We start from the raw sequence: 18,787 nt of genomic DNA, 5'->3' as shown, positions 1-18,787 counted from the left end.
ACCGTCAAGCAGCCATCTGTGGGCGTCTGTTGACGAGATTGGTGGCGCGCTCCATGCCTCTCAGCAGGAACGCACCACCCTGGCATATGCCAAGGGCATGGACCCTCGGGCATGCCCCAATGGCCGGACCTCACGCCTTCCCGTATGTGCTCCCCCTCCGCCCCTCGTTCACTCCCGGACTTCAGAGGACCGCGCCGAGGAATTCCCTGGTCCGTTCGTGCTCCGGATCGCTGAAGATCCTCTCCGGTGGGCCGGATTCGATGACATGGCCGGAATCGAACATCAGGACCTGGTCCGAGATGTCCCGGGCGAAATTCATCTCGTGGGTCACGCAGAGCATCGTGATGTCCGTGGTGTGGGCGATGTCACGCAGGACGTCGAGGACCCCCGCCACCAGTTCGGGGTCGAGCGCGGACGTCACCTCGTCCAGCAGCAGAATCTGCGGTCGCATCGCCAGGGCGCGGGCGATGGCCACGCGCTGCTGCTGACCGCCGGACAGCCGGCCGGGCCGCTCGTCGCACTTGTCCGCGAGCCCGACCAGGTCGAGCAGTTCCCGGGCCCGCTCCTCGGCCTCGTCCCTGGACAGGCCGAGGACGGTGACGGGCGCCTCGGTGACGTTCCTCAGCACGCTCATGTTCGGGAAGAGGTTGAACTGCTGGAAGACCATCCCGATCTTCTTGCGGACCTCACGGACCCGCTTCTCGTCGGCGGGGAAGAGCCGGTCCCCGGCGACCGTGATCGTGCCCTCGTCCGGCCGGGCCAGGGTCATCAGCAGCCGCAGGATCGTCGTCTTGCCGGAACCGGACGGACCGATGAGCGTGACGTGCTTTCCGGAGTCGACGCGGAAGTCGAGCCCGTCGAGGACGGTGTTGTCCCCGAAGCGCTTGGTGACCTTGTCGAAGCGGATCAGCTCGCTGCCGTCCACCGGGGGATTGGCGAGATCCTTCAGGGGGTCGGTCGCGGTATTCGGTTCAGTGTTCGGTTCAGTGTTCGGGGCAATGTTCGTGCCGGCGTTCGTGCCGTCGTTCGTGTCAGCGGACAAGGCGTCGCTCCAGGGCTCGCAGCAGCAGGGAAGCCGGGTAGGAAATGAGGATGAAGGCCACACCGATGACCGTGAGCGGCTCCGTGAACTGGAAGTGCTGCTGCGAGTACAGCCGCGCCTCGCCGAGCATCTCCAGCACGGTGATCGTCATCAGCATCGGCGTGTCCTTGAGCATCGCGATGACGTAGTTGCCGAGCGCCGGCACCACACGGCGGACCGCCTGCGGAAGGATCACCGCCGTCCAGGTGCGCCGCACGGGCAGGCCGAGCGCCGTGGCCGCTTCCCACTGGCCGGCGGGTACGCCCTCGATACCGGCCCGGTAGACCTGCATCGTGTACGTCGAGTAGTGCAGCCCGATCGCGATCACACCGGTGGTCAGCGCGGAGAACGTGATGTTCCACTCGGGCAGCACGTAGAAGAGGAAGAACAGCTGCACCAGCAGCGGGGTGTTGCGCACGAACTCGGTGGCCGCTCCGACCGGCCAGCGCACCCAGCGCGCCGGCGCCCGCATCGACAGCGCCCACACCAGACCGAGGGTGAACGAGATCACCGAGCCGAGGGCCAGCGCCTGCAGGGTGACCAGCAGGCCGTCCCAGAAGTGCGGCATGAAGTCGCCGACGGCGTTCCAGTCCCACGTCATGAGGCACCTCCGATCGTCGTCTCCATGGGATCCATGGCGTCCACGGCGCTCATGAGGCACCTCCGCCCGCGGCGGCGCCGGCACCGGCGCCCACACCCGTCGTTTCGGCCTGCTCCGGCTCACGCGCCGCCTTGCCGCGCGCCGGCTCCTTGCCGATCCCGGCCTTGAGCCGCCTCTCCAGGCCGCGCATCAGCCGCGTGAGGAGGAAGGCGATCACGAAGTAGATGAGCAGGACGTACGTGTAGACCTCCGCGCTCTGCTGGAGCGCGAGCCGCACCAGATTGGCGCTGAACGTCAGATCGCCCATGCCCATCACGGAGACCAGCGCCGTGCCCTTGAGGAGCTCGACCAGCAGGTTGGAGAAGGGCGGGATCATCTCCGGCACCGCCTGCGGCAGCAGGATCAGCCGCATCCGCTGCCAGGGTGTGAAGCTGAGCGCGATCCCGCCCTCGCGCTGCGCCGGATCGACCGCGTTCAGCGCGCCGCGCACGATCTCGGAGCCGTACGCCCCGTACGTCAGTCCCAGCGCCAGCGTGCCCGCCCACAACGGGACGAGCTGCCAGCCGAAGGCGAGCGGCAGCACGAAGTACACCCAGAAGATCATGATGAGCGCGGAGGTACCGCGGAACACCTCGGTGTAGAAGCCCGCGAGGAAGCGGACGGTCCACCGCCGCGAGGTGCGCGCGATTCCGGCAAGGAAGGACATGGCACCGGCCAACAGGGCGCTGAAGAACAGCAGTTGAACGGTGACCCAGATTCCTTCGAGTACGAGTTTCCAGAGTCCCGATGTCATCCGCGGCACAGCTCCTTCGCGGTCATGTCGGTCATCTCGGCCTTGGTGAAGCCGAACGGCCGCACGATGCGGAAGAGTTCGCCGCTCTCCTTCATCTTCCGCAGCTCGACGTTGAAGGCGTCCCGCAGCCTCGTCTCCGGCGAACGGAACGCGAAACCGCCGCCGTCGACGTGCGGCTTGCCCTTGACCAGCGGCGCGAAGGGCTTCGTGCTCTCCGCCTTGCTGGACTTCCTCACCACCTCGCGGGTGGTCAGAGCGGTCCCCGCGAAGACGTCGGCGCGCCCCGCCTCGACCGCGTTCAGCCCGGCCACCTGGTCGGGCACGATCAGGATGTCGCTCTCCTTGTAACCGGCCCCGACCGCGTACTCGATCTCCGCATAGCCGGTCCCCGTAGCGAACTTGGCCTTCTTCGCCACGACGTCCTTGTAGTCGTGCAGCCCCATCGGATTGCCCTTGCGCACGATGAACGCGTCGAGCATCCGATAGTCGGGGTCGGCGAAGATGACCTGCTCGCAGCGTTCCGCGTTGATGTACATCCCGGCGGACACGACATCGAACTGCTGGGAGTTGAGCCCGGGTATGAGCGAGCCGAACTCGGTCGGCACCGGCTGCACGCGGTCGACGCCCAGCCGTTTGAAGACGGCCTTCGCCAGTTCCGGTGCCTCGCCGGTGAGTTGGCCGTCCCGGTCGATGTAGCCGAAGGGGATCTCGCCCGCGATGCCGAGCCGTACGACGCCCTGCGCCTTCAGCCGGTCGAGGAGATCACCGCCGTCCGTCCCGGACGCCGTGGCCACGCGGCTGCAGCCGGCGGCGCCCAGCGCACCGAGCGCCGCGACCCCCGCGAGCAGCGACCGGCGGGTGGTCCCGGACGACTGTCTGCCCTTCCCGTGTTCGTTTCCCTGTTCGTTTCCACGTGCGTTCCCAAGAGGTGGAGCCATGGCCGCGCGGCTACCCGGGACCATGCGATGTATTCGGACCGGTTCCGGCCCCGTACGCGGCCGGTGCGCTCTTGACCGCCGCGGGACCATGGAGTGCATGGCTGATCGATTCATCGAAGTCTCGCTGGTCAAGCGTGGTGTGCACGGCACCGCGAAGCTCCTCGACGACCGCGCGCCGATCACCTGCGCGACGGTGTGGGACGCGCTCCCGCTGAGCGGCGACGTCTACCACGCGAAGTACGCGCGCAACGAGATCTACGCGCTCTTCCCTCCATTCGCGACATCAGAACCACCACTCGAGAACCCGACGGTCACCCCCATACCCGGAGATCTCTGCTATTTCGCCTTCGCGGGCACGGAGTTGGGCACCAAGGCCTACGGGTACGACGCCGACGTCCGCCCCGGCACCACCGTCGTCGACCTCGCGCTCTTCTACGAGCGCAACAACCTGCTCCTCAACGGAGACGTGGGCTGGGTACCGGGCATCGTCTGGGGCCGACTGGTCGACGGCCTCGACGCGATGGCCGAGGCCTGCAACGACCTGTGGCGTTCCGGCGCCGCGGGGGAGACGCTCAGCTTCCGGCGGCTCTAGGGCTCAGGACGAAGGCAAGGGCGAGGGCAAGGGCGAGGGCAAGGGCGAGGGCAAGGGCAGCGGCGATGGAGGTGCCACCCCCGCCACCCCCGCCTCGTACAGCGCGTGCGCCGTCCGCAGGACGAGGTCGTCCCGGTGCCGGGCGGCGACGATCTGCAGGCCGACCGGCAGTCCGTCGCCGTCCACACCGACCGGGACCGTCGCCGCGGGCTGCTGCGTCAGATTGAAGGGGTACGTGAACGGGGTCCAGCCCGTCCAGCGGCGCAGGCCCGACCGGTCCGGGACCTCGGCGCCCGCCCCGAAGGCCGTCAGCGGCAGGGTGGGCGTGACCAGCACGTCGTACGAGGTGTGGAACAGGCCCATCCGGCGGCCGAGCGCCATCCGGACATCCGTCGCGGCGAGATAGTCCAGCGCGCTGAAGCGGGCGCCCGTGCCGCAGATCTCCCGCAGTCCCGGATCGAGCAGGGCCCGCTGCTCCGGGCCGAGCCGCTGGGTCACCCGGGCCGCCCCGCTGAACCACAGGGTGTGGAAGGCGTCCACCGGATCGGCGAAGTCGGGGTCGGCCTCGGTGACATGGGCGCCGAGGTCCGCGAGGCGCTCCACCGCCCGCCGTATCGCCGCCGCGACGGCCGGGGCGATCGCGACCTGCCCGCCCAGGGAGGGCGAACAGGCGACCCGCAGACCGCGCACCCCACCGTCGAGGGCGTCCACGAAGGAGCCGCCGGCCGGCCCCAGAGCCGACCAGTCGCGGGCGTCCGGTGCGCCGATCACGTCCAGCATCAGTGCCGCGTCGGCGGCGTCCCGGGCCATCGGGCCCACGTGCGCGAGCGTCCCGAAGGCACTCGCCGGATACAGCGGGACCCTGCCGTACGTCGGCTTCAGCCCGAAGATCCCGCAGAAGGCGGCCGGAATACGGACGCTGCCGCCGCCGTCCGTGCCGAGCGACAACGGGCCCGCGCCCAGCGCCACGGCCGCCGCGCTGCCACCGCTGGAGCCGCCCGCGGTGCGCGTGACGTCGTACGGATTGCACGTCACCCCCGACAGCGGCGAGTCCGTGACGCCCTTCCAGCCGAACTCGGGCGTCGTCGTCTTGCCCAGGAACACCGCGCCGTGCTCGCGCAGCCGGGCCACGGAGGGCGCGTCCTCCTCCCAACGGCCCGCCGCGCTCGTGGTCCTGGAGCCGCGCAGCGTCGGATGGCCGCGCAGCAGCAGGATGTCCTTCACCGTGACGGGCACGCCGTCCAGCAGGCCCGCGGGTTCGCCCCGCCGCCAGCGGTCCGCCGACTCACGCGCCCGGGCCAGGGCTTCGTCCGCGAAGAGACCGACGAACGCGTTCACGGCCGGCTGCACGCGGCAGGCTCTCTCCAGGGCCGCGCGCGTCGCCTCCGCGGGGCTGAATTCGCCCTTGCGGTATCCGTCGACGAGTTGTACCGCCGTCAGCTCGGTGAGTTCCGGCATCGGTCCCTCCCAAGGCAGTTCAGTGTCCTGGTACGTACCCGCGCTTCTTGTCGACCACGTTCGGCAACGGCTTGCCCGCCGCCCAGCGCTCGTACAACTCCACGAACTGCGAGCCCAGTTCGTCCCGCCAGCCGACCGTGTCCCCGCTCATGTGCGGTGACACGATCAGCCCCGGGATCTCCCACAACGGGCTGTCACGAGCCAGCGGTTCGTGCTGGAAGACATCGAGGGCCGCACCCGCGATCCACCGCTTCGACAGTGCCTCGGCGAGCGCCTCCTCGACGACGAGCTGCCCGCGCCCGACGTTGATGAAGCGGGCCGAGGGCTGCATCATCCCGAAGCGCCGTGCGTCGAACATGCCGTGTGTCTCGGCGGTGAGCGGCGCCGCGGACACCACCCAGTCGGCGCGCGCCATCAGCCGGTCCAGCTCCTTCGGACCGTGGATCCCGGTGCGTGGGACGCGCCCCACCAGGGCCGTGATGACACCGAGCGCCTTGAGGGTGCGGACGATCGCCCGCCCGATCGGTCCGGAGCCCACCACGCAGGCGCGGGTCCCGGCCACCCGCTGCGACTCGCGGTGCCGCCACTCGTGGCGCCGCTGCAGGTCCCAGGTCCGCGGCAGGTCCTTCGCCATGGTGAGGACCAGGGCGGCGACGTACTCGGCGATCGGCCGGTCGAAGATGCCGCGCGCGTTGGTCACCACCGTGTCGGAGGCGGCGAGCTCGGGACACATCAGATGCTCCACGCCCGCGCTGGCGGTGTGCACCCAGCGCGGCCGCGGCCCCTCGCCCGGCCAGGCACGGCGCACCGCGTCCGAGGTGAAGTCCCACACGAGCAGCGCGTCCGCGTGCGGCAGCCGCTCCGCGAGCGTGGACTCGTCGGCGTGCTCGATCCGTACGCGACCGGTGAGCCGGCCGAGCCGGGGGAGCGGGTCGGCGTCCAGGACGAGGAGGGTGGCCGGGGCCGACGGGTGGGGCGCGCCGGTGGACATACGGGCGTTCATCGGTGGAAACCGTTTCGCAATGCGGGTCCGCTTCTCTGGGGAGATCCTGGGGCGACATGACCGGGGAGACGTGCGGGCGAACGGGGCCGAGCCGTCTGAGATGCGCGGATTGACCACGCTCGCACCCGAACCTACCTTCGTCAACACGGGCTCGCATACGGTCCGTTGCCCGCCTGTTTCCCTCTCCGAGGCCGGTGCCTGCCATGGACGTTTCCTTTCTCGGCGGTCCGCATCCACAGCGCGGGGTCGGCGTCGTGGCCCCCTTCGACTTCGCCCTCGACCGTGAACTGTGGCGGTGGGTCCCGGACGACGTCTCCCTGCATCTGACCCGCACCCCGTTCGTGCCGGTCGAAGTGAGCCTGGACCTGGCCCGCCTGGTCTCCGAGCACGAGACCCTCGGCGACGCGGTCCGCGCCCTGAACGCGGTCGCGCCCGAGGTCGTCGCGTACGCGTGCACGTCCGGCAGTTTTGTCGGCGGGGTCGCCGGGGAACGGGCGATGTGCGAGGCGATGACCCGGGCGGGCGGGCTGCCCTCGCTCACCACCTCCGGCGCCCTCCTCGCCGCACTGGAGGACCTCGGTGCCCGCCGGATCGCCCTGGTCACCCCGTATACGGTCTCGGTGACCCAGTCCCTGGAGGAGTACCTCGCGGAGGCCGGCATCACCGTCACCGAGCGCGCCTTCATGGGGCTGACCAGGCACATCTGGAAGGTCCCGTACCGCGATGTGGCCGACATGGCCCGCCGGGCGGCGCGGGGCGCGGCGGACGCCCTCTTCATCAGCTGCACGAATCTTCCGACGTACGACGTCATCCCCCAGCTGGAGGCGGAACTGCGGATCCCGGTGATCTCGGCCAACCAGGTGACGATGTGGGCGGCACTGCGCCAACTGGGTACCCGAGCGGTGGGCCCCTATCAGCGGCTGATCGACCGAGCCGCCCGCCGGGGACCCGTACTGCCCGAAGAACAGGAAGGTTGGGCATGACCGCACTCGGATTCCTCTACCCCGGCCACTCGGCCGAGGACGACTACCCGCGCATCGAGCAGCTGCTCGGCAGCGACATCCGCCTGACCGTCGTCCACACGGACATCGGGGAGGACGCACACCGCGTGGACGCGCTCATCGAAATGGGCTCGGCGCAGCGCCTCGCGGCGGGCGTCGAGGAGCTGCGCCTGTCCGGCGCGGAGGCCGTGGTCTGGGCGTGCACCAGCGGCAGCTTCGTGTACGGACTGCAGGGCGCCCACGAGCAGGTCCGCGGCCTCGCCAGGGCGGCAGGCCTGCCCGCGTCCTCGACGTCCTTCGCCTTCGCGCATGCCGCGCGGGAGATCGAGGCGCAGCGGGTCGCGATCGGGGCGACCTACCCGGACGACGTGGCCGCGCTCTTCGCCGCGTTCCTGAAGGAGGCCGGCACGGAGGTGGTGGCGGTGCGCGGCTCCGGTGTCGTCACCGCCGCCGAGGCCGCCGGCTGGGACTACGACCAGGTCCTCGCGCTCGCCCGCGAGGCGGACCGCCCGGACGCCGAGGCGATCCTCCTCCCCGACACGGCCCTCCACACCGCCTCCCACCTCGCGGCGCTGGAGAAGGACCTCGCCAAGCCGGTCCTCACCGCGAACCAGGTCACGGTCTGGGAAGCCCTGCGCCTGGCCGACCGCCGAGTGAACGCCCCGGAACTAGGCACCCTTTTCACGAGGGAACCGATCGTCCAGGCGTAGATCCAGAAGGGTTCAGCCCCTCCGGCAAATTCCAGCCCCTCCGGCAAATTCCGGCTCCTCGGCAAATTCCAGCTCCTCCGGGAAAGTCCAGCCCCTCCGGCGTTTGAGGAGCGGGGGTTCGGGGGCGGAGCCCCTGAGGACGGGAAGGGGCGGAGGGGGCGAAACAAGTCGCCCCCAGCCCCGGCCGGGGAAGCCTCGGCCGGAGAAGCCCCTGACGGGGAGAGTCCTGGCGGGGCGGGGCGCCGGCCCGGGTGAAGCCTTTTCACTCGGGCCGGCGCCCCGCCCCGGGGAATAACCGGAGCCACCCTCCTGTTCGTACTCGGCGGACACCAACGCGTACGCAACAGGAGGCACCCGGTGGACGAGACGGCCGAGACGGGCGAGATCCGAGGCACGGCACAGGGCACCGCCCCCGTACCCCTCTCCGTACTGGACCTGGTCACCGTGGGCGCGGGCCGCACCGCGACCGACGCGCTCCGCACCAGCGTCCAGATCGCCCGCCTCGCGGAATCCCGCGGCTTCCACCGCTACTGGGTGGCCGAACACCACTCGATGCCCGGCGTGGCCAGCTCCTCGCCCGCGGTGATCCTCGCCCACCTGGCCGCCCACACGGACCGTGTCCGGCTGGGCTCCGGCGGAGTGATGCTCCCCAACCACGCCCCGCTGGTCATCGCGGAGCAGTTCGGCACCCTTGAGGCGATGGCTCCGGGCCGTATCGACCTGGGCCTCGGCCGGGCCCCGGGCACGGACGGTGCGACGGCCGCAGCGCTGCGCCGTACCCAGCGCCTCAACGAGGGCGCCGACGACTTCCCCGAGCAGCTCGCGGAACTCACCCGCTTCCTGGACGACGACTTCCCCGACGGTCACCCCTACGCCCGTATCCACGCCGTTCCCGGGCCCGTCCAGTCGACCTCGCCGGGCGGGGTCCAGTCCCCGCACCGGCCCCCGGTCTGGCTGCTCGGCTCCTCCGGCTTCAGCGCCCGTCTCGCCGGAGCCCTCGGTCTCCCCTTCGCCTTCGCTCATCACTTCTCGGCGCAGAACACGATCCCGGCGCTCGACCTCTACCGCGAGTCCTTCCGGCCGAGCGTGGTCCTCGACGCCCCGTACGCCCTCATCGGTGTGTCCGCCCTCGCCGCGGACGAGGAGAAGGAGGCCCGCCGCCAGGTGCTGGCAGCCGCGCTGAGCATGGTCCGCCTGCGCACCGGGCGCCCCGGTCTCGTGCCGACGCCGGAGGAGGCGGAGGCCTACGAATTCAGCGCCATGGAGCGGGAGTTCGTCGGATCCTGGAACGCCAACGTCATTCACGGCACCGCCGACGAGGTGCGCGCAGGCCTCGACGACCTCCAGAAGCGCACCGGCGCCGACGAGTTGATGATCACCGGCAACGCGCACAGCGGTGACGTAAGGCTGCGCTCGTACGAACTGATCGCGGACGCCTACGGGTTGCCGAAGGAACAGATCGCTCAGGTCTGAGGACCAGGGCGATCGGGCCTGTGGACCGGAACGCTCAGGTCTGAGAGCCAGGGGACTCGGACCCGAGAACCAGGGCGCTCGGACCGAGAACCGGGTACTCGCCTCCGAGGGCCGGGCCCTCAGGTCCGAGGAAGTGAGAGGTGCTCAGGCCTGAGGACAGGTGGCCGACATGAGCAGCGCGGAGATGCGCTCCGGCGCCACCGGCCGGGAGTACAGCCAGCCCTGGCCGGTGTCGCAGCCGATACCGCGGAGCCGGGACGCCTGTGAGGCGGTCTCCACGCATTCGGCCGTGACGGTCAGGCCGAGCCGGTGGGCGAGTTGGATGAGTGCCTCGACGATGACCTCGTCGGCGGGGTTGGGGTGGGCGGACGAGCCGTCGGCGTTCTCGTACTGGAAGCCGCGGACGAAGGAGCCGTCCAGCTTCAGCACGGACACCGGGAGCCGGCTCAGGTAGGCGAGGTTCGAGTAGCCGGTGCCGAAGTCGTCGATGGCGATGCGGACCCCCATGTCGCTGAGGGCCTGCAGTGCCTGGAGCGGCCGGCCCGCCGAGCCCATCACCGCCGACTCCGTCAGCTCCAACTGGAGGAGATGCGGGGCCAGTCCGGTCTCCGCCAGGATCTCCGCCACGTCCGCCACCAGGTCCGAGTCCCAGACCTGACGCACGGCGACGTTGACGCTGACGAAGATCGGCGGGGCGTCCGGTCGGTCCGCCTGCCAACGGCGGGCCTGGCGGCAGGCGGTGGCCAGCACCCAGCGGCCGAGCTGGACGATGGAGCCGTTCTCCTCGGCCAGTCCGATGAACCGGTTCGGCGTGAGCATCCCGAACCGCGGGTGGTTCCACCGGACGAGCGCCTCCACCCCGTGCACACCGCCGTCCTCCATGCCCACCAACGGCTGGTACTCCAGGGCGAATTCACCCCGCTCGACGGCCGCGCGAAGGGTGGACGACAGGGCCTGGCGCGTCATGCGGTGCGCGTTGCGCTCCGGGTCGAAGAGCGTCCAGCGGCCCTTGCCGTCCGCCTTCGCCCAGTACAGCGTGGTGTCCGCGGCCTGCATCAGACCGGTCGCGGTCGTGCCGGTGGCGCGCCGCTCGACCACCCCGATGGACGCCGACAGGGACAGCCGCTGCCCCGACAGGTCGAACGGTGCCTGGAGCGCCTTCAGTACGGACTCGGCGAGGTCCGCCAACTGGTCGGTGCCCGTGGAGTCCTCGACGAGCAGCGCGAACTCGTCCCCTCCCAGCCGTGCCACCAGGGGAGTGGCAGCCCTGGTGAGACCGGCCTCCTCCGCGCAGCGCGTCAGGCGCTCCGCGACGGCCGCGAGCAGTCGGTCCCCCACCCGGTGGCCGAGTGTGTCGTTGACCGCCTTGAACCCGTCCAGGTCCAGATAGCAGAGGCCGATCCGGCCGGTGCCGACCTCGTCGTACGCCTCCGCCTCCAGAGCGGCCGACAGGCGCTCGAAGAACAGTGTGCGGTTGGGCAGCCGGGTCACCGGGTCGTGCATCTGCAAGTGGCGCAGCCGCGCCTGGAGTTCACGCCTCGCTCCGATGTCGGTGACCGAGATCAGGACCGCCCGCTCCTGCGGCGGCAGAGGCGTGACCGTGACCTGCGCCCAGATCGCATGGCCGTCGGGGTGCTTGAGCCGTCGGGTGCAGCGCAGCCGGCCCCGGCTGCCGGCCAGCACCTCGCGGTACGCGTGCCAGGTGCGGGCGTCGGAAGCCAGGTCCACCAGGTCGGCGGCGGCCCGCCCGACGAACGTCCGCGCCCCGGCGCCGAGCAGCGTGCCCAGCGACTCGTTGGCGGTGATGACGAGACCGTCGTGGTCGACGACGGCCATCGCGAGCGGAGCGGTGGCGAAGGCCGCGTGGAACGTCCGGGGTGACGTTCCGTCGGGAACCGCCATGGACGCGGGCGCCCCGGAAGACGAGCCCGGCGTTACGGGCGACACGGAGGGGACGGGTGGGCCGGGAGAGGTCCCGGCGGACATACGAGAAGACGTGTCGACGTGACGTTCTGTGACGGTCGGCCGGACGAGGTCTCCCGCGGGCGCCGGCCCTTCGGACGTTCCGCTCACCGCTCGCTCCCGCAGTGCACTCGTTCTTCGTATGGGTCTCTCGGGGCGGTCGGCCGGTGATGGACCGCCGCACAAGCCGTGTCCGTGCAGGAAAGTGTGCCGATCATAGTGGCTGGCCTCGAAACGGTGCGGCCACTGTCCAGTGTCCAGGAACAACCACCCGTTCTGACAGATCGTTTCTGCCTGTATCTGGACGGGTTCTCTTCCCCGTCGACCGCATGTGACGTTCCGTGAAGGTCCGGGGGTGTCGGCCCGTAGGCCCCCTCACTCTTCTGGTGCAGACAAACAGGGCGAAGTGTTACAAATTGAATCAGGCTGGGTGCGGTGTCCCGAAATCCGCATCCGGAGGTCGACGTGCCGCGTCCGCTCCCCCTGAGGGTTCTCGCTCGCGAGGCCCCGCGCGGCCTCGCCCGTGACGGTGTACCGCGCTGGCGCAGCACCGCGGCCGTGTTCACCTCGATGACCGCGCTCGCCGCGACCTCCCTGGTGCCGGGCCACGCGCTCGCCGAACCCCTCGCGTCCCCCTGCGCCCTGACGCGGACCACGGCGCACCACTCGGAGGGCGTCGACACCTGGAACTCCTCCTACGAGCGCCCCACCCGTCCCCTCGACGCCGTGATGGTCTTCCTGTCCTTCCCGGACTCCACCCCGACCACCACGCCCGCCGAGCTGACGGGCGACTACTTCCCCGCCACCAGCCGTTTCTTCGAGCGTGCCTCGTACGGCAGGTTCACGGTCCGCCCCCATCCGCAGCGCACCTGGATCCAGATGCCGCACGCCTCCACGTCGTACGCCATACAGCGGGACTGGAACGCCGCCGACCGCGCCGCCTATCTGCGCGACGCCCTCGCCGTGGCCGACCCGCGGGTCGACTTCTCGCGCTACGACGTCGTCTACTTCATCGCGGACCCGGACGCGCCGGGTGTCGACTCGGACGCCACGAAGGTCGTCAACCTGGACACCTCTCTGCGCGCGGACGGCAAGGCCATCCGACGCGTCGTCACGGTCTTCGAGAAGCATCCGCCGGACCGCCTCGTCCTCGCGCACGAGACCGGCCACGTCTTCGACCTGCCCGACCTCTACCACCGCCCTTCCGACGGCAAGGGCGACTGGGACACCTATGTCGGCGACTGGGACCTCATGGGCAGCCAGTTCGGTCTCGCCCCCGACCTCTTCGGCTGGCACAAATGGCGGCTGGGGTGGCTGGAACCGCACCAGGTGGCGTGCGTCCTGGGCACCGGCACCACCCGTCTGACGCTGGAGCCGCTGGAAGCCGGACCCGTCAACTCCGCGGTCGGTTCGGCCGGCGCGAGCGCCCGGGGGGCGGCCGGCTCCGGGGTGCTGGCGACCCGTTCGGCCGCGCCGAGCGGGCCGGGGGCGGCCCTGCAGGGGCCACGGGTGTCCGCGCGCCGCGCGGATGCCTCCGTCCTCGGGCCACGGGCCTCCTCCCGCGGGCCGCAGCCGTCCGCGCGCGGCTCGGGCAGGTCGGGCACATCCTCGGGTGCGGTGGGCGTGGCGGCACCCCCCGGCTCGCAGACCTTCGGGGTCGGCCGGGGTACCAAGCTGGTGGTGGTCCCCACGGGTCCGGACAGCGCGGTCGCCCTCGAGGCGCGCGGCTCGGCGGGCAACGACGGCTCGACGTGCGAGCAGGGCGTCCTCGTCTACCGGGTCCGCAGTGAGACCGAGTCGGGCAGCGGCCCCATCCAGGTGCTCGACGCCCACCCGCACACGGAGTCCTGCTGGGAGGACTCGGTGTACCCGCCGCTCGCGGACGCGCCGGTGAGTCTCGGCGAGAGCTTCAAGGCGCCGGGCGTGAAGGTTCGGGTCCAGGTGGAGGACCGGACGGCTTCGGGGGCCTGGACGGTGAAGATCACGACTGGCTGAGCCGCCTTGGGTGACACCGGGCGCTGCCGTACGGATTCCCGGGTGGGCGGGTGGCCGGTGACAGGGCAGGCGACGGGTGGTGGGCGACGGCCGACAGCCAGCGGGCGGCGGTCGATGGGGCGTCCGTGGTGCCGGAAACGACGAGAGCGGGATGCTCGCGTTTCCGCGAATCATCCCGCTCTCGTTGGCGTGCGCCGCCAGGGACTCGAACCCCGGACCCGCTGATTAAGAGTCAGCTGCTCTAACCAACTGAGCTAGCGGCGCCTGCTGACGTCGTAGACCTTAGCATCCTGATCGGCGCGAGGAAAAATCGATATCCGTACCGACGCCGACGCCGCGGCACGGGCCGCTCGTACGGCCGCCCAGAGCAGGATTTCGGGGCCGGGGAGCCAGGGCTGCCGCGTGTCGGGGGCGACCAGCCAGCGGGAATCGGACCGGACGGCCTCCGGCCCGCCACCGCCGCCGCTCAGCGCGGGCACGGTGACCGCGTCCCCCGTACCGTGGCAGAGGAGCGGCGGCACCTCCCGGCACCGGCCCACATGCCCGCCGTGCCCCACGGCCTCACGCCCGTCGTGCCCGCCGTGCCCGCCGTGCTTCGCGGCGGCCTCGGGTTCCACGACCTCCCGCCCCGCGCGGGCGCCCGAGCCCCACTCCTCCCACTCCATCAGCGAGGGGAGCCGCTGGGCGGTGCCGGGCGCAGCGAACAGCAGCATCCGCCCGCGGTGCGCCGCCACCGGGCCCGAGCCCGGTCCGTCGTCCCAGAGCCGGTCGAGCATCCGCCGTCCGAAGAGCGCCGGCGCGCTGACGACGTCGAAGGTGCTGCCGCAGGGCAGGACGACCGGTGCGTTCGGCCGTTCGCGCCAGAGGGCGAGCGTGCTTCGCGGATACGCTCCCGCCGAGGCGAGCCAGGCGGCTCCCTCGGACGTGACACCCGAGACGTCCAGCCGCTCGGCAGACGGCGCTCCGGGGCTGCGAGGGGTGCTGCTCGGCGGGTTCCGTGTGCTGCTCATGCCGGATACATCTACCGGTGGTGAGCGCTCCGTCCCGGAGGGTTGCCGGAAATCGGGACAGGAGCGGGTGAGGTGGAGTATCTTGCCCGGCTGGCATATGCCAGATGGGTCTGGGGCGGTGGCGGAACTTTCCCGGTGCAGGGTTCTCCACCGGTGCCTGTGTCGGTTCGTTCCGCCGGTCCGTCCGCCGGTCGCAGTACCGCCGCCGGTTCTGGTCTCCGGCCTCCGGTCCGGGTCTCCGGTCCTGGTTCTCCGGTTCGGCTCCGGTCCCGTCCCGGTTCCGGTCCGGCCCCGTCCCTCGGTTCGGCCCCGGTTCAGGCCCCCGGTTCCGGTCCGGCCCCGCCCCCGGTTCCGGTCCGTGGCGCGTGCGGCCGGGTGCGTGCGGCCGGGTGCGCGCGGCGGGTGCGGCGGAGCCGGTCAGAGTGGGTCGGTCACCCCGTGACCCTGTCCGTTGCCCTCCGTGCCCCGCAGCAGGTCCTGGCCGAACTCGACCATCTTCTTCGCGTAGTCCTCGGTCCACTCGGCCCGCTCGGCGATCGAGGCGGCGGTCAGCCGGTCGAAGCGGCGCGGATCGGCGAGCTGCGCGGCGGCGATGGCCTGGAACTCGACGGCCCGGTCGGCGGCGGCCCGAAACGCGTGCGCCAGCTCCGTGGACCGGTCAAGCAGCGCGCGCGGATCGTCGATCGACTCCAGGTCGAAGAAGTGCTCCGGATCCCCGGCGGCTTCCGCGGGCTCGAAGAGCAGGGGCGCGGGGCGTAGCCGCGGTTCGTTCCGACGCGGCGTGGGCTCCGCCATGTCTTCTCCTCCTCGTACGGTTCAGGGGCCCCTGTCGGTAAAGGGCCACCGTCCATTGTCTCGCGCCCGCGCAAGTGGGCCCGAAGGGTCGAGCGCGCCCAGCCCCGGGACGTCGCCGGGCCGGGTGCGCCCGGAGCGGGGCTCAGGGCCGCCACGTCACCCGATGTTCCGCCAGATGGGACAACACCGAATGATTGGCCTCCCAACCATCCGGAAACTTCACGGTCACTCCCAGCTGTACGGGCTCGGTCGACGGGTGGTCGTCCAGCAACTCCGTGATTCCTTCCCGGCAGATCACGATGCACGCGTGCCGGTGCCGGGAAGCGAGCACGCACAAGCGTCCGGTCTCCAGATGGAACGCCGTGGCGTCGGGCCGCCCCGACAGCGGATGCAGGACGACCGTGACGTCGAACTCCCGTCCCTGGAGCCGGTTCGCCGTGTCGACGGTGACGTCCGCGACGCCTAGGCCGGTCAGCGCCGCCCGCACGGCAGCGGCCTGGTCCCGGTGCGCCGTGCCGACGGCGATCCGGTCGGCCGTCAGCGGCACCGGATCCTCGGCCCGCTCCGACGTGGCCGCACCACCCCGGTCGAGCAGCCGCCGTACGACCCCGGCCACCGCGTGCACCGCCTCCGGGTCCGTGCGCGGTGTGTGCCGGGCGGGCAGCTCCAGCAGGCCCCAACCGGACTCGGCCGCCTCGTCGATGACCCGGTCGGTGCCCGAACCGTCCGACGGGACACCGAAGTTCAGCCGCCGGTCGTCGTGACCGGTGCCGCTGCGGAACGGCGTGTACGGATAGAAGGCGTGCGAGACCAGTGGCGCGGCCGACGCGGGCAGCCGCCAGGACACCGGCAGCCGGTGCTGCGGCAGATGCGGATTGTGCGCGAGCAGCGTGGTCACCGCGGACGCGGACGGGTCGTAGGACAGACCCGCCCACTGCTCCGAACCGACGATCGAGAACGGGTCCAACTGCCCGGGGTCGCCCACGAACAGCGCCCGCTCGAAGAGCCCGGCGACGGCGAGCAGCGCGTCCGAGCGCATCTGGTAGGCCTCGTCGACGATCGCGTGCCGCCAGGGCTCGACGCCCTTGACGTGCGCCCACTTCGCGGCGGTGGAGATGACGACGTCCAGGCCCGCGAGGTCGGCCGCCTTCGTCGACTTGCGCACTTGGCCGAGACCGTCGAGCGCCTTGTCGTACGGGTCGGAGTCGCTGCTGTGCAGCCGCCCCACGGGCAGCTCCGGGGCCTTCTCGGCGAGCCGCAGCACCAGGTCGTCGACCTGGGCGTTGGTCTGCGCGATGACCATCAACGGGCGTCCCGCGGCGGCCAGTTCGAGTGCGGCCCGGACGACGAGGGTCGACTTGCCGGCGCCCGGCGGGGAGTCGACCACGACACCGTGGTCGGTGCCGTGCAGGGTGTCGCGCAGGATCGCGTCGGTGGCGCGGGCGGCCTCGGCGCCCGGGTCGAAGACGGCGGTCACAGGGTTCCTCCGAGGTGGACTGCATGCCGTGCGGTGCGAGAACCAAGCGCGCACACCGTGCTGATCGAGAGCCAGGACAGCACATGCACCTCCAAGCTTTGCCGTATCAAACCGGGCTGGTTTCAACCCGGCTGGTGTTGATCGCAGAAGACCTGCCGGGTTGCTGACCCGCAGGCGGCGTGAGCCAGGAATCCCCCTTTGGCCGGGGGAGGATTCAAAGGACGTCCTCCTCGGTCACCGGGTCCGGCAGCGGCAGGGCGCCTGGCTCACCCGGCGGCCCTCCGTGCGTCCACGGTGTCTCCTCCGGCTCGGGCAGCTTGGCGCCGCCGCGCTGCTCGTGCTCGAAGAGGGTGAAGCAGACGAGGTCCCCCTTCTCCGGCAGGGACCCGGCCTCGGGTTCCCTGCCGCGCCCCATCTTGTCGACGATCCGCAGCACCACGGCGGCGCCCTCGTCGTCGAGCCCCACGAACTCCGCGGCCTGCGGCTTCCCGCCGAGCGAGCGGTACACCCTGGCCCGTTCCCCCAGGTGCGGGCGGTCGTCCGTGCGGACGGTCACCAGCGGGCGGGGGCTCGGCCGCTTGCCCTCGCTGTACGCCATCACGACATCGGTGACCTCTCCGGCGAACGCCTCCCCGGCCAGCCGCCGGCCGGCCATGACCAGCGGGTCGTCGAGGGCCTCCTGTGCTTCCAGGCGGGCCTGTTCGCGCTCGCGGGTGGCCAGCTTGTTCGCGGCGGTGACCGCGTCGTCGCGGCGCGGCTGCGGCGGCTCGCCCGCCACGACCCGGTCGCGGTGTCCGGTGAACGACCAGCGGTCGCGGGTCCACCGGTCGGTGGCGTGCGCCCCTTCCGGCAGCGTGCGCAGCAGGTCGAGTCCGCGCCAGACCGCGTCCCAGGTGGGCCGGGTGACGCGCTCGACGAGTCTCCGGATGTCCCGCTCCGCGGCGGTGAGTTCACCGAGCCGGTCGTCCGCCTCGATGCCGTCCTCGGCGGCGGCCAGCGCGGTGCGCGCGCGGTCGTAGCGCTCGATGGCGGGGGCCAGCAGCTGGTTGTCGAAGGCGGGGTCCGTGGCCGGTCCGGCGGGCGGGCAGACGAGCTGGCCCCGGGCGTCCCGCTGGAGCTCGGCCCGCACCGCGGCCTCGGCGCCCGGCTCGCCCTCGGGCGGATCGAGCCAGGCGAGCAGCGCGCCGAGATGCTGGTCCTCCAGGCTGCTCTGGCCGGTGGCCCAGTGCCGGGACAGCACGTCGGTGAGGGCCAGGAGCAGTGCGGAGCCGGGCACGCGGGCGCGCTCCCCGAAGTGGGTCAGCCAGCGCCCGAACAACGGCACCCGGGGCGGTGCCGGATGCGGTGTCTCGGGATCCTGTTCCGCGGTGCGGCGAAAACGGGTGGAGCGCCCGAGGAGGCGGACGAACTCGATGCCCGCGCGGCCCGGCACGATCAGCTGCGGCGCGTCCGCGCACAGCTCTACCTCGACCTTGACGCGCTTGCCGGTCTCCGGGTCGGTCTCGCTGCGCTCGGCGGCCTCGACCACGTCCGCGTACGAGTCGAGGTAGGGCAGGACGATGTCCGCCAGCTCCGCGAGGAAGGCGAAGCGCAGGTCGCGGTCGCGGGGCTGCGGTACGACCAGCAGCCGGGGCGCGTCCCGGTCCGTGCCGACGAGCGCGCCCAGCGGGGCACCGGCCTCGCCCGCGGTGGTGAGCGGCACGAACACCAGCGGCCGTTCGACGAGATGGCGGTGGAGCACGGTGGCGGCGGGCTGCGCCCGCCCGCTCTCCACGGCCTCCAGCCGCGCGAGGGTGGCGATCAGAGACATACGCCCGCCTCCCGGCCGTCCGAGGCGCCGGGCGCGGGCACAGGGTCTTCCGGAGCGGAGGCTCCGGGCACTGGGGTTCCGGGTGCGG

At 71.5% G+C, this 18,787-nt stretch carries 16 protein-coding genes and 1 tRNA gene; 5 read left to right on the top strand and 12 right to left on the bottom strand.

Translation table 11 applies throughout. The annotated features are described in order from the left end of the window. Nucleotides 1-181: 181 nt before the first annotated feature. From ehuA to ehuB, 4 genes are all read right to left on the bottom strand, one after another. Nucleotides 182-949: an ectoine/hydroxyectoine ABC transporter ATP-binding protein EhuA gene (ehuA, locus tag N4G66_RS09815; RefSeq protein WP_261703676.1), complete on the bottom strand. Its 768-nt coding sequence runs from the start codon at nt 947-949 to the stop codon at nt 182-184. A gap of 82 nt (nt 950-1,031) precedes the next feature. Continuing rightward, nucleotides 1,032-1,682, bottom strand: coding sequence for an ectoine/hydroxyectoine ABC transporter permease subunit EhuD (ehuD, locus tag N4G66_RS09810; RefSeq protein WP_261703619.1), 651 nt, complete (start codon nt 1,680-1,682; stop codon nt 1,032-1,034). A gap of 49 nt (nt 1,683-1,731) precedes the next feature. Next, on the bottom strand, nt 1,732-2,475 hold the full coding sequence (gene ehuC / locus N4G66_RS09805; protein ID WP_261703618.1) for an ectoine/hydroxyectoine ABC transporter permease subunit EhuC: 744 nt from the start codon (nt 2,473-2,475) through the stop codon (nt 1,732-1,734). Continuing rightward, nucleotides 2,472-3,413, bottom strand: coding sequence for an ectoine/hydroxyectoine ABC transporter substrate-binding protein EhuB (ehuB, locus tag N4G66_RS09800; protein WP_261703617.1), 942 nt, complete (start codon nt 3,411-3,413; stop codon nt 2,472-2,474). Before ehuB ends, ehuC begins: the two co-directional genes overlap by 4 nt. 97 nt (nt 3,414-3,510) lie before the next feature. On the opposite strand from ehuB, the gene N4G66_RS09795 reads away from it, so the two are divergent. Further along, nucleotides 3,511-4,005 carry a DUF3830 family protein gene (locus N4G66_RS09795; protein ID WP_261703616.1) on the top strand — a complete coding sequence of 165 codons (495 nt, stop codon included), beginning with the start codon at nt 3,511-3,513 and terminating at the stop codon, nt 4,003-4,005. A 3-nt stretch (nt 4,006-4,008) separates the two neighbouring features. On the opposite strand, the gene N4G66_RS09790 is transcribed toward N4G66_RS09795, so the two are convergent. Continuing rightward, nucleotides 4,009-5,463, bottom strand: a complete 1,455-nt coding sequence (locus N4G66_RS09790) for an amidase (protein ID WP_261703615.1) — start codon at nt 5,461-5,463, stop codon at nt 4,009-4,011. A 19-nt stretch (nt 5,464-5,482) separates the two neighbouring features. Further along, nucleotides 5,483-6,466: a D-2-hydroxyacid dehydrogenase gene (locus tag N4G66_RS09785; protein WP_261703614.1), complete on the bottom strand. Its 984-nt coding sequence runs from the start codon at nt 6,464-6,466 to the stop codon at nt 5,483-5,485. 203 nt (nt 6,467-6,669) lie between these two features. On the opposite strand from N4G66_RS09785, the gene N4G66_RS09780 reads away from it, so the two are divergent. The 3 genes from N4G66_RS09780 (at nt 6,670) to N4G66_RS09770 (ending at nt 9,650) form a co-directional block, all read left to right on the top strand. Continuing rightward, the gene (locus N4G66_RS09780; protein WP_261703613.1) at nt 6,670-7,449 is read left to right on the top strand and encodes a maleate cis-trans isomerase family protein; all 780 of its coding nucleotides are present in this window, start codon (nt 6,670-6,672) and stop codon (nt 7,447-7,449) included. Continuing rightward, nucleotides 7,446-8,177: a maleate cis-trans isomerase family protein gene (locus N4G66_RS09775; RefSeq protein ID WP_261703612.1), complete on the top strand. Its 732-nt coding sequence runs from the start codon at nt 7,446-7,448 to the stop codon at nt 8,175-8,177. The genes N4G66_RS09780 and N4G66_RS09775 overlap by 4 nt, the downstream gene beginning before the upstream one ends. 357 nt (nt 8,178-8,534) lie before the next feature. After that, a complete protein-coding gene (locus N4G66_RS09770) occupies nt 8,535-9,650 on the top strand; it encodes an LLM class flavin-dependent oxidoreductase (RefSeq protein ID WP_261703611.1) in 1,116 nt (371 codons plus the stop codon). Between the two features lie 144 nt (nt 9,651-9,794). On the opposite strand, the gene N4G66_RS09765 is transcribed toward N4G66_RS09770, so the two are convergent. After that, the gene (locus N4G66_RS09765; protein ID WP_261703610.1) at nt 9,795-11,723 is read right to left on the bottom strand and encodes a putative bifunctional diguanylate cyclase/phosphodiesterase; all 1,929 of its coding nucleotides are present in this window, start codon (nt 11,721-11,723) and stop codon (nt 9,795-9,797) included. Between the two features lie 354 nt (nt 11,724-12,077). Here N4G66_RS09765 and N4G66_RS09760 point away from each other — a divergent pair, with 354 nt between their 5' ends. After that, on the top strand, nt 12,078-13,607 hold the full coding sequence (locus N4G66_RS09760) for a M6 family metalloprotease domain-containing protein (RefSeq protein ID WP_449343310.1): 1,530 nt from the start codon (nt 12,078-12,080) through the stop codon (nt 13,605-13,607). Between the two features lie 190 nt (nt 13,608-13,797). Here the strand turns inward: N4G66_RS09760 and N4G66_RS09755 are convergent. The 5 genes from N4G66_RS09755 to N4G66_RS09735 all read right to left on the bottom strand — a co-directional run bounded on the left by N4G66_RS09755 (nt 13,798) and on the right by N4G66_RS09735 (nt 18,699). Beyond that, nucleotides 13,798-13,871, bottom strand: a tRNA-Lys gene (locus N4G66_RS09755). Beyond that, complete coding sequence (locus tag N4G66_RS09750; RefSeq protein ID WP_261703608.1) at nt 13,862-14,617, bottom strand: bifunctional DNA primase/polymerase; 756 nt, start codon at nt 14,615-14,617, stop codon at nt 13,862-13,864. Before N4G66_RS09750 ends, N4G66_RS09755 begins: the two co-directional genes overlap by 10 nt. Before the next feature lie 417 nt (nt 14,618-15,034). After that, entirely contained in the window at nt 15,035-15,412 is a 378-nt protein-coding gene (locus N4G66_RS09745; RefSeq protein ID WP_261703607.1) for a hypothetical protein, read from the bottom strand. Between the two features lie 142 nt (nt 15,413-15,554). Next, entirely contained in the window at nt 15,555-16,889 is a 1,335-nt protein-coding gene (locus N4G66_RS09740; RefSeq protein WP_261703606.1) for an AAA family ATPase, read from the bottom strand. A gap of 214 nt (nt 16,890-17,103) precedes the next feature. Then, nucleotides 17,104-18,699: a hypothetical protein gene (locus N4G66_RS09735; RefSeq protein ID WP_261703605.1), complete on the bottom strand. Its 1,596-nt coding sequence runs from the start codon at nt 18,697-18,699 to the stop codon at nt 17,104-17,106. Nucleotides 18,700-18,787: the final 88 nt, after the last annotated feature.

Source organism: Streptomyces rhizosphaerihabitans, assembly GCF_025399795.1.
Lineage (GTDB): Bacteria > Actinomycetota > Actinomycetes > Streptomycetales > Streptomycetaceae > Streptomyces > Streptomyces rhizosphaerihabitans.
The sequence above is the reverse complement of the archived record's forward strand: the minus strand, read 5'-3'. Positions and strand labels throughout refer to the sequence as shown.

What these genes read in the sequence shown, in the direction of transcription:
- ehuD (WP_261703619.1), bottom strand. Translation starts at nt 1,682, where the DNA reads ATGACGTGGGACTGGAACGCCGTCGGCGACTTCATGCCGCACTTCTGG.
- ehuC (WP_261703618.1), bottom strand. Translation starts at nt 2,475, where the DNA reads ATGACATCGGGACTCTGGAAACTCGTACTCGAAGGAATCTGGGTCACC.
- ehuB (WP_261703617.1), bottom strand. Translation starts at nt 3,413, where the DNA reads ATGGCTCCACCTCTTGGGAACGCACGTGGAAACGAACAGGGAAACGAA.
- N4G66_RS09795 (WP_261703616.1), top strand. Translation starts at nt 3,511, where the DNA reads ATGGCTGATCGATTCATCGAAGTCTCGCTGGTCAAGCGTGGTGTGCAC.
- N4G66_RS09790 (WP_261703615.1), bottom strand. Translation starts at nt 5,463, where the DNA reads ATGCCGGAACTCACCGAGCTGACGGCGGTACAACTCGTCGACGGATAC.
- N4G66_RS09785 (WP_261703614.1), bottom strand. Translation starts at nt 6,466, where the DNA reads ATGAACGCCCGTATGTCCACCGGCGCGCCCCACCCGTCGGCCCCGGCC.
- N4G66_RS09780 (WP_261703613.1), top strand. Translation starts at nt 6,670, where the DNA reads ATGGACGTTTCCTTTCTCGGCGGTCCGCATCCACAGCGCGGGGTCGGC.
- N4G66_RS09775 (WP_261703612.1), top strand. Translation starts at nt 7,446, where the DNA reads ATGACCGCACTCGGATTCCTCTACCCCGGCCACTCGGCCGAGGACGAC.
- N4G66_RS09750 (WP_261703608.1), bottom strand. Translation starts at nt 14,617, where the DNA reads ATGAGCAGCACACGGAACCCGCCGAGCAGCACCCCTCGCAGCCCCGGA.
- N4G66_RS09745 (WP_261703607.1), bottom strand. Translation starts at nt 15,412, where the DNA reads ATGGCGGAGCCCACGCCGCGTCGGAACGAACCGCGGCTACGCCCCGCG.
- N4G66_RS09735 (WP_261703605.1), bottom strand. Translation starts at nt 18,699, where the DNA reads ATGTCTCTGATCGCCACCCTCGCGCGGCTGGAGGCCGTGGAGAGCGGG.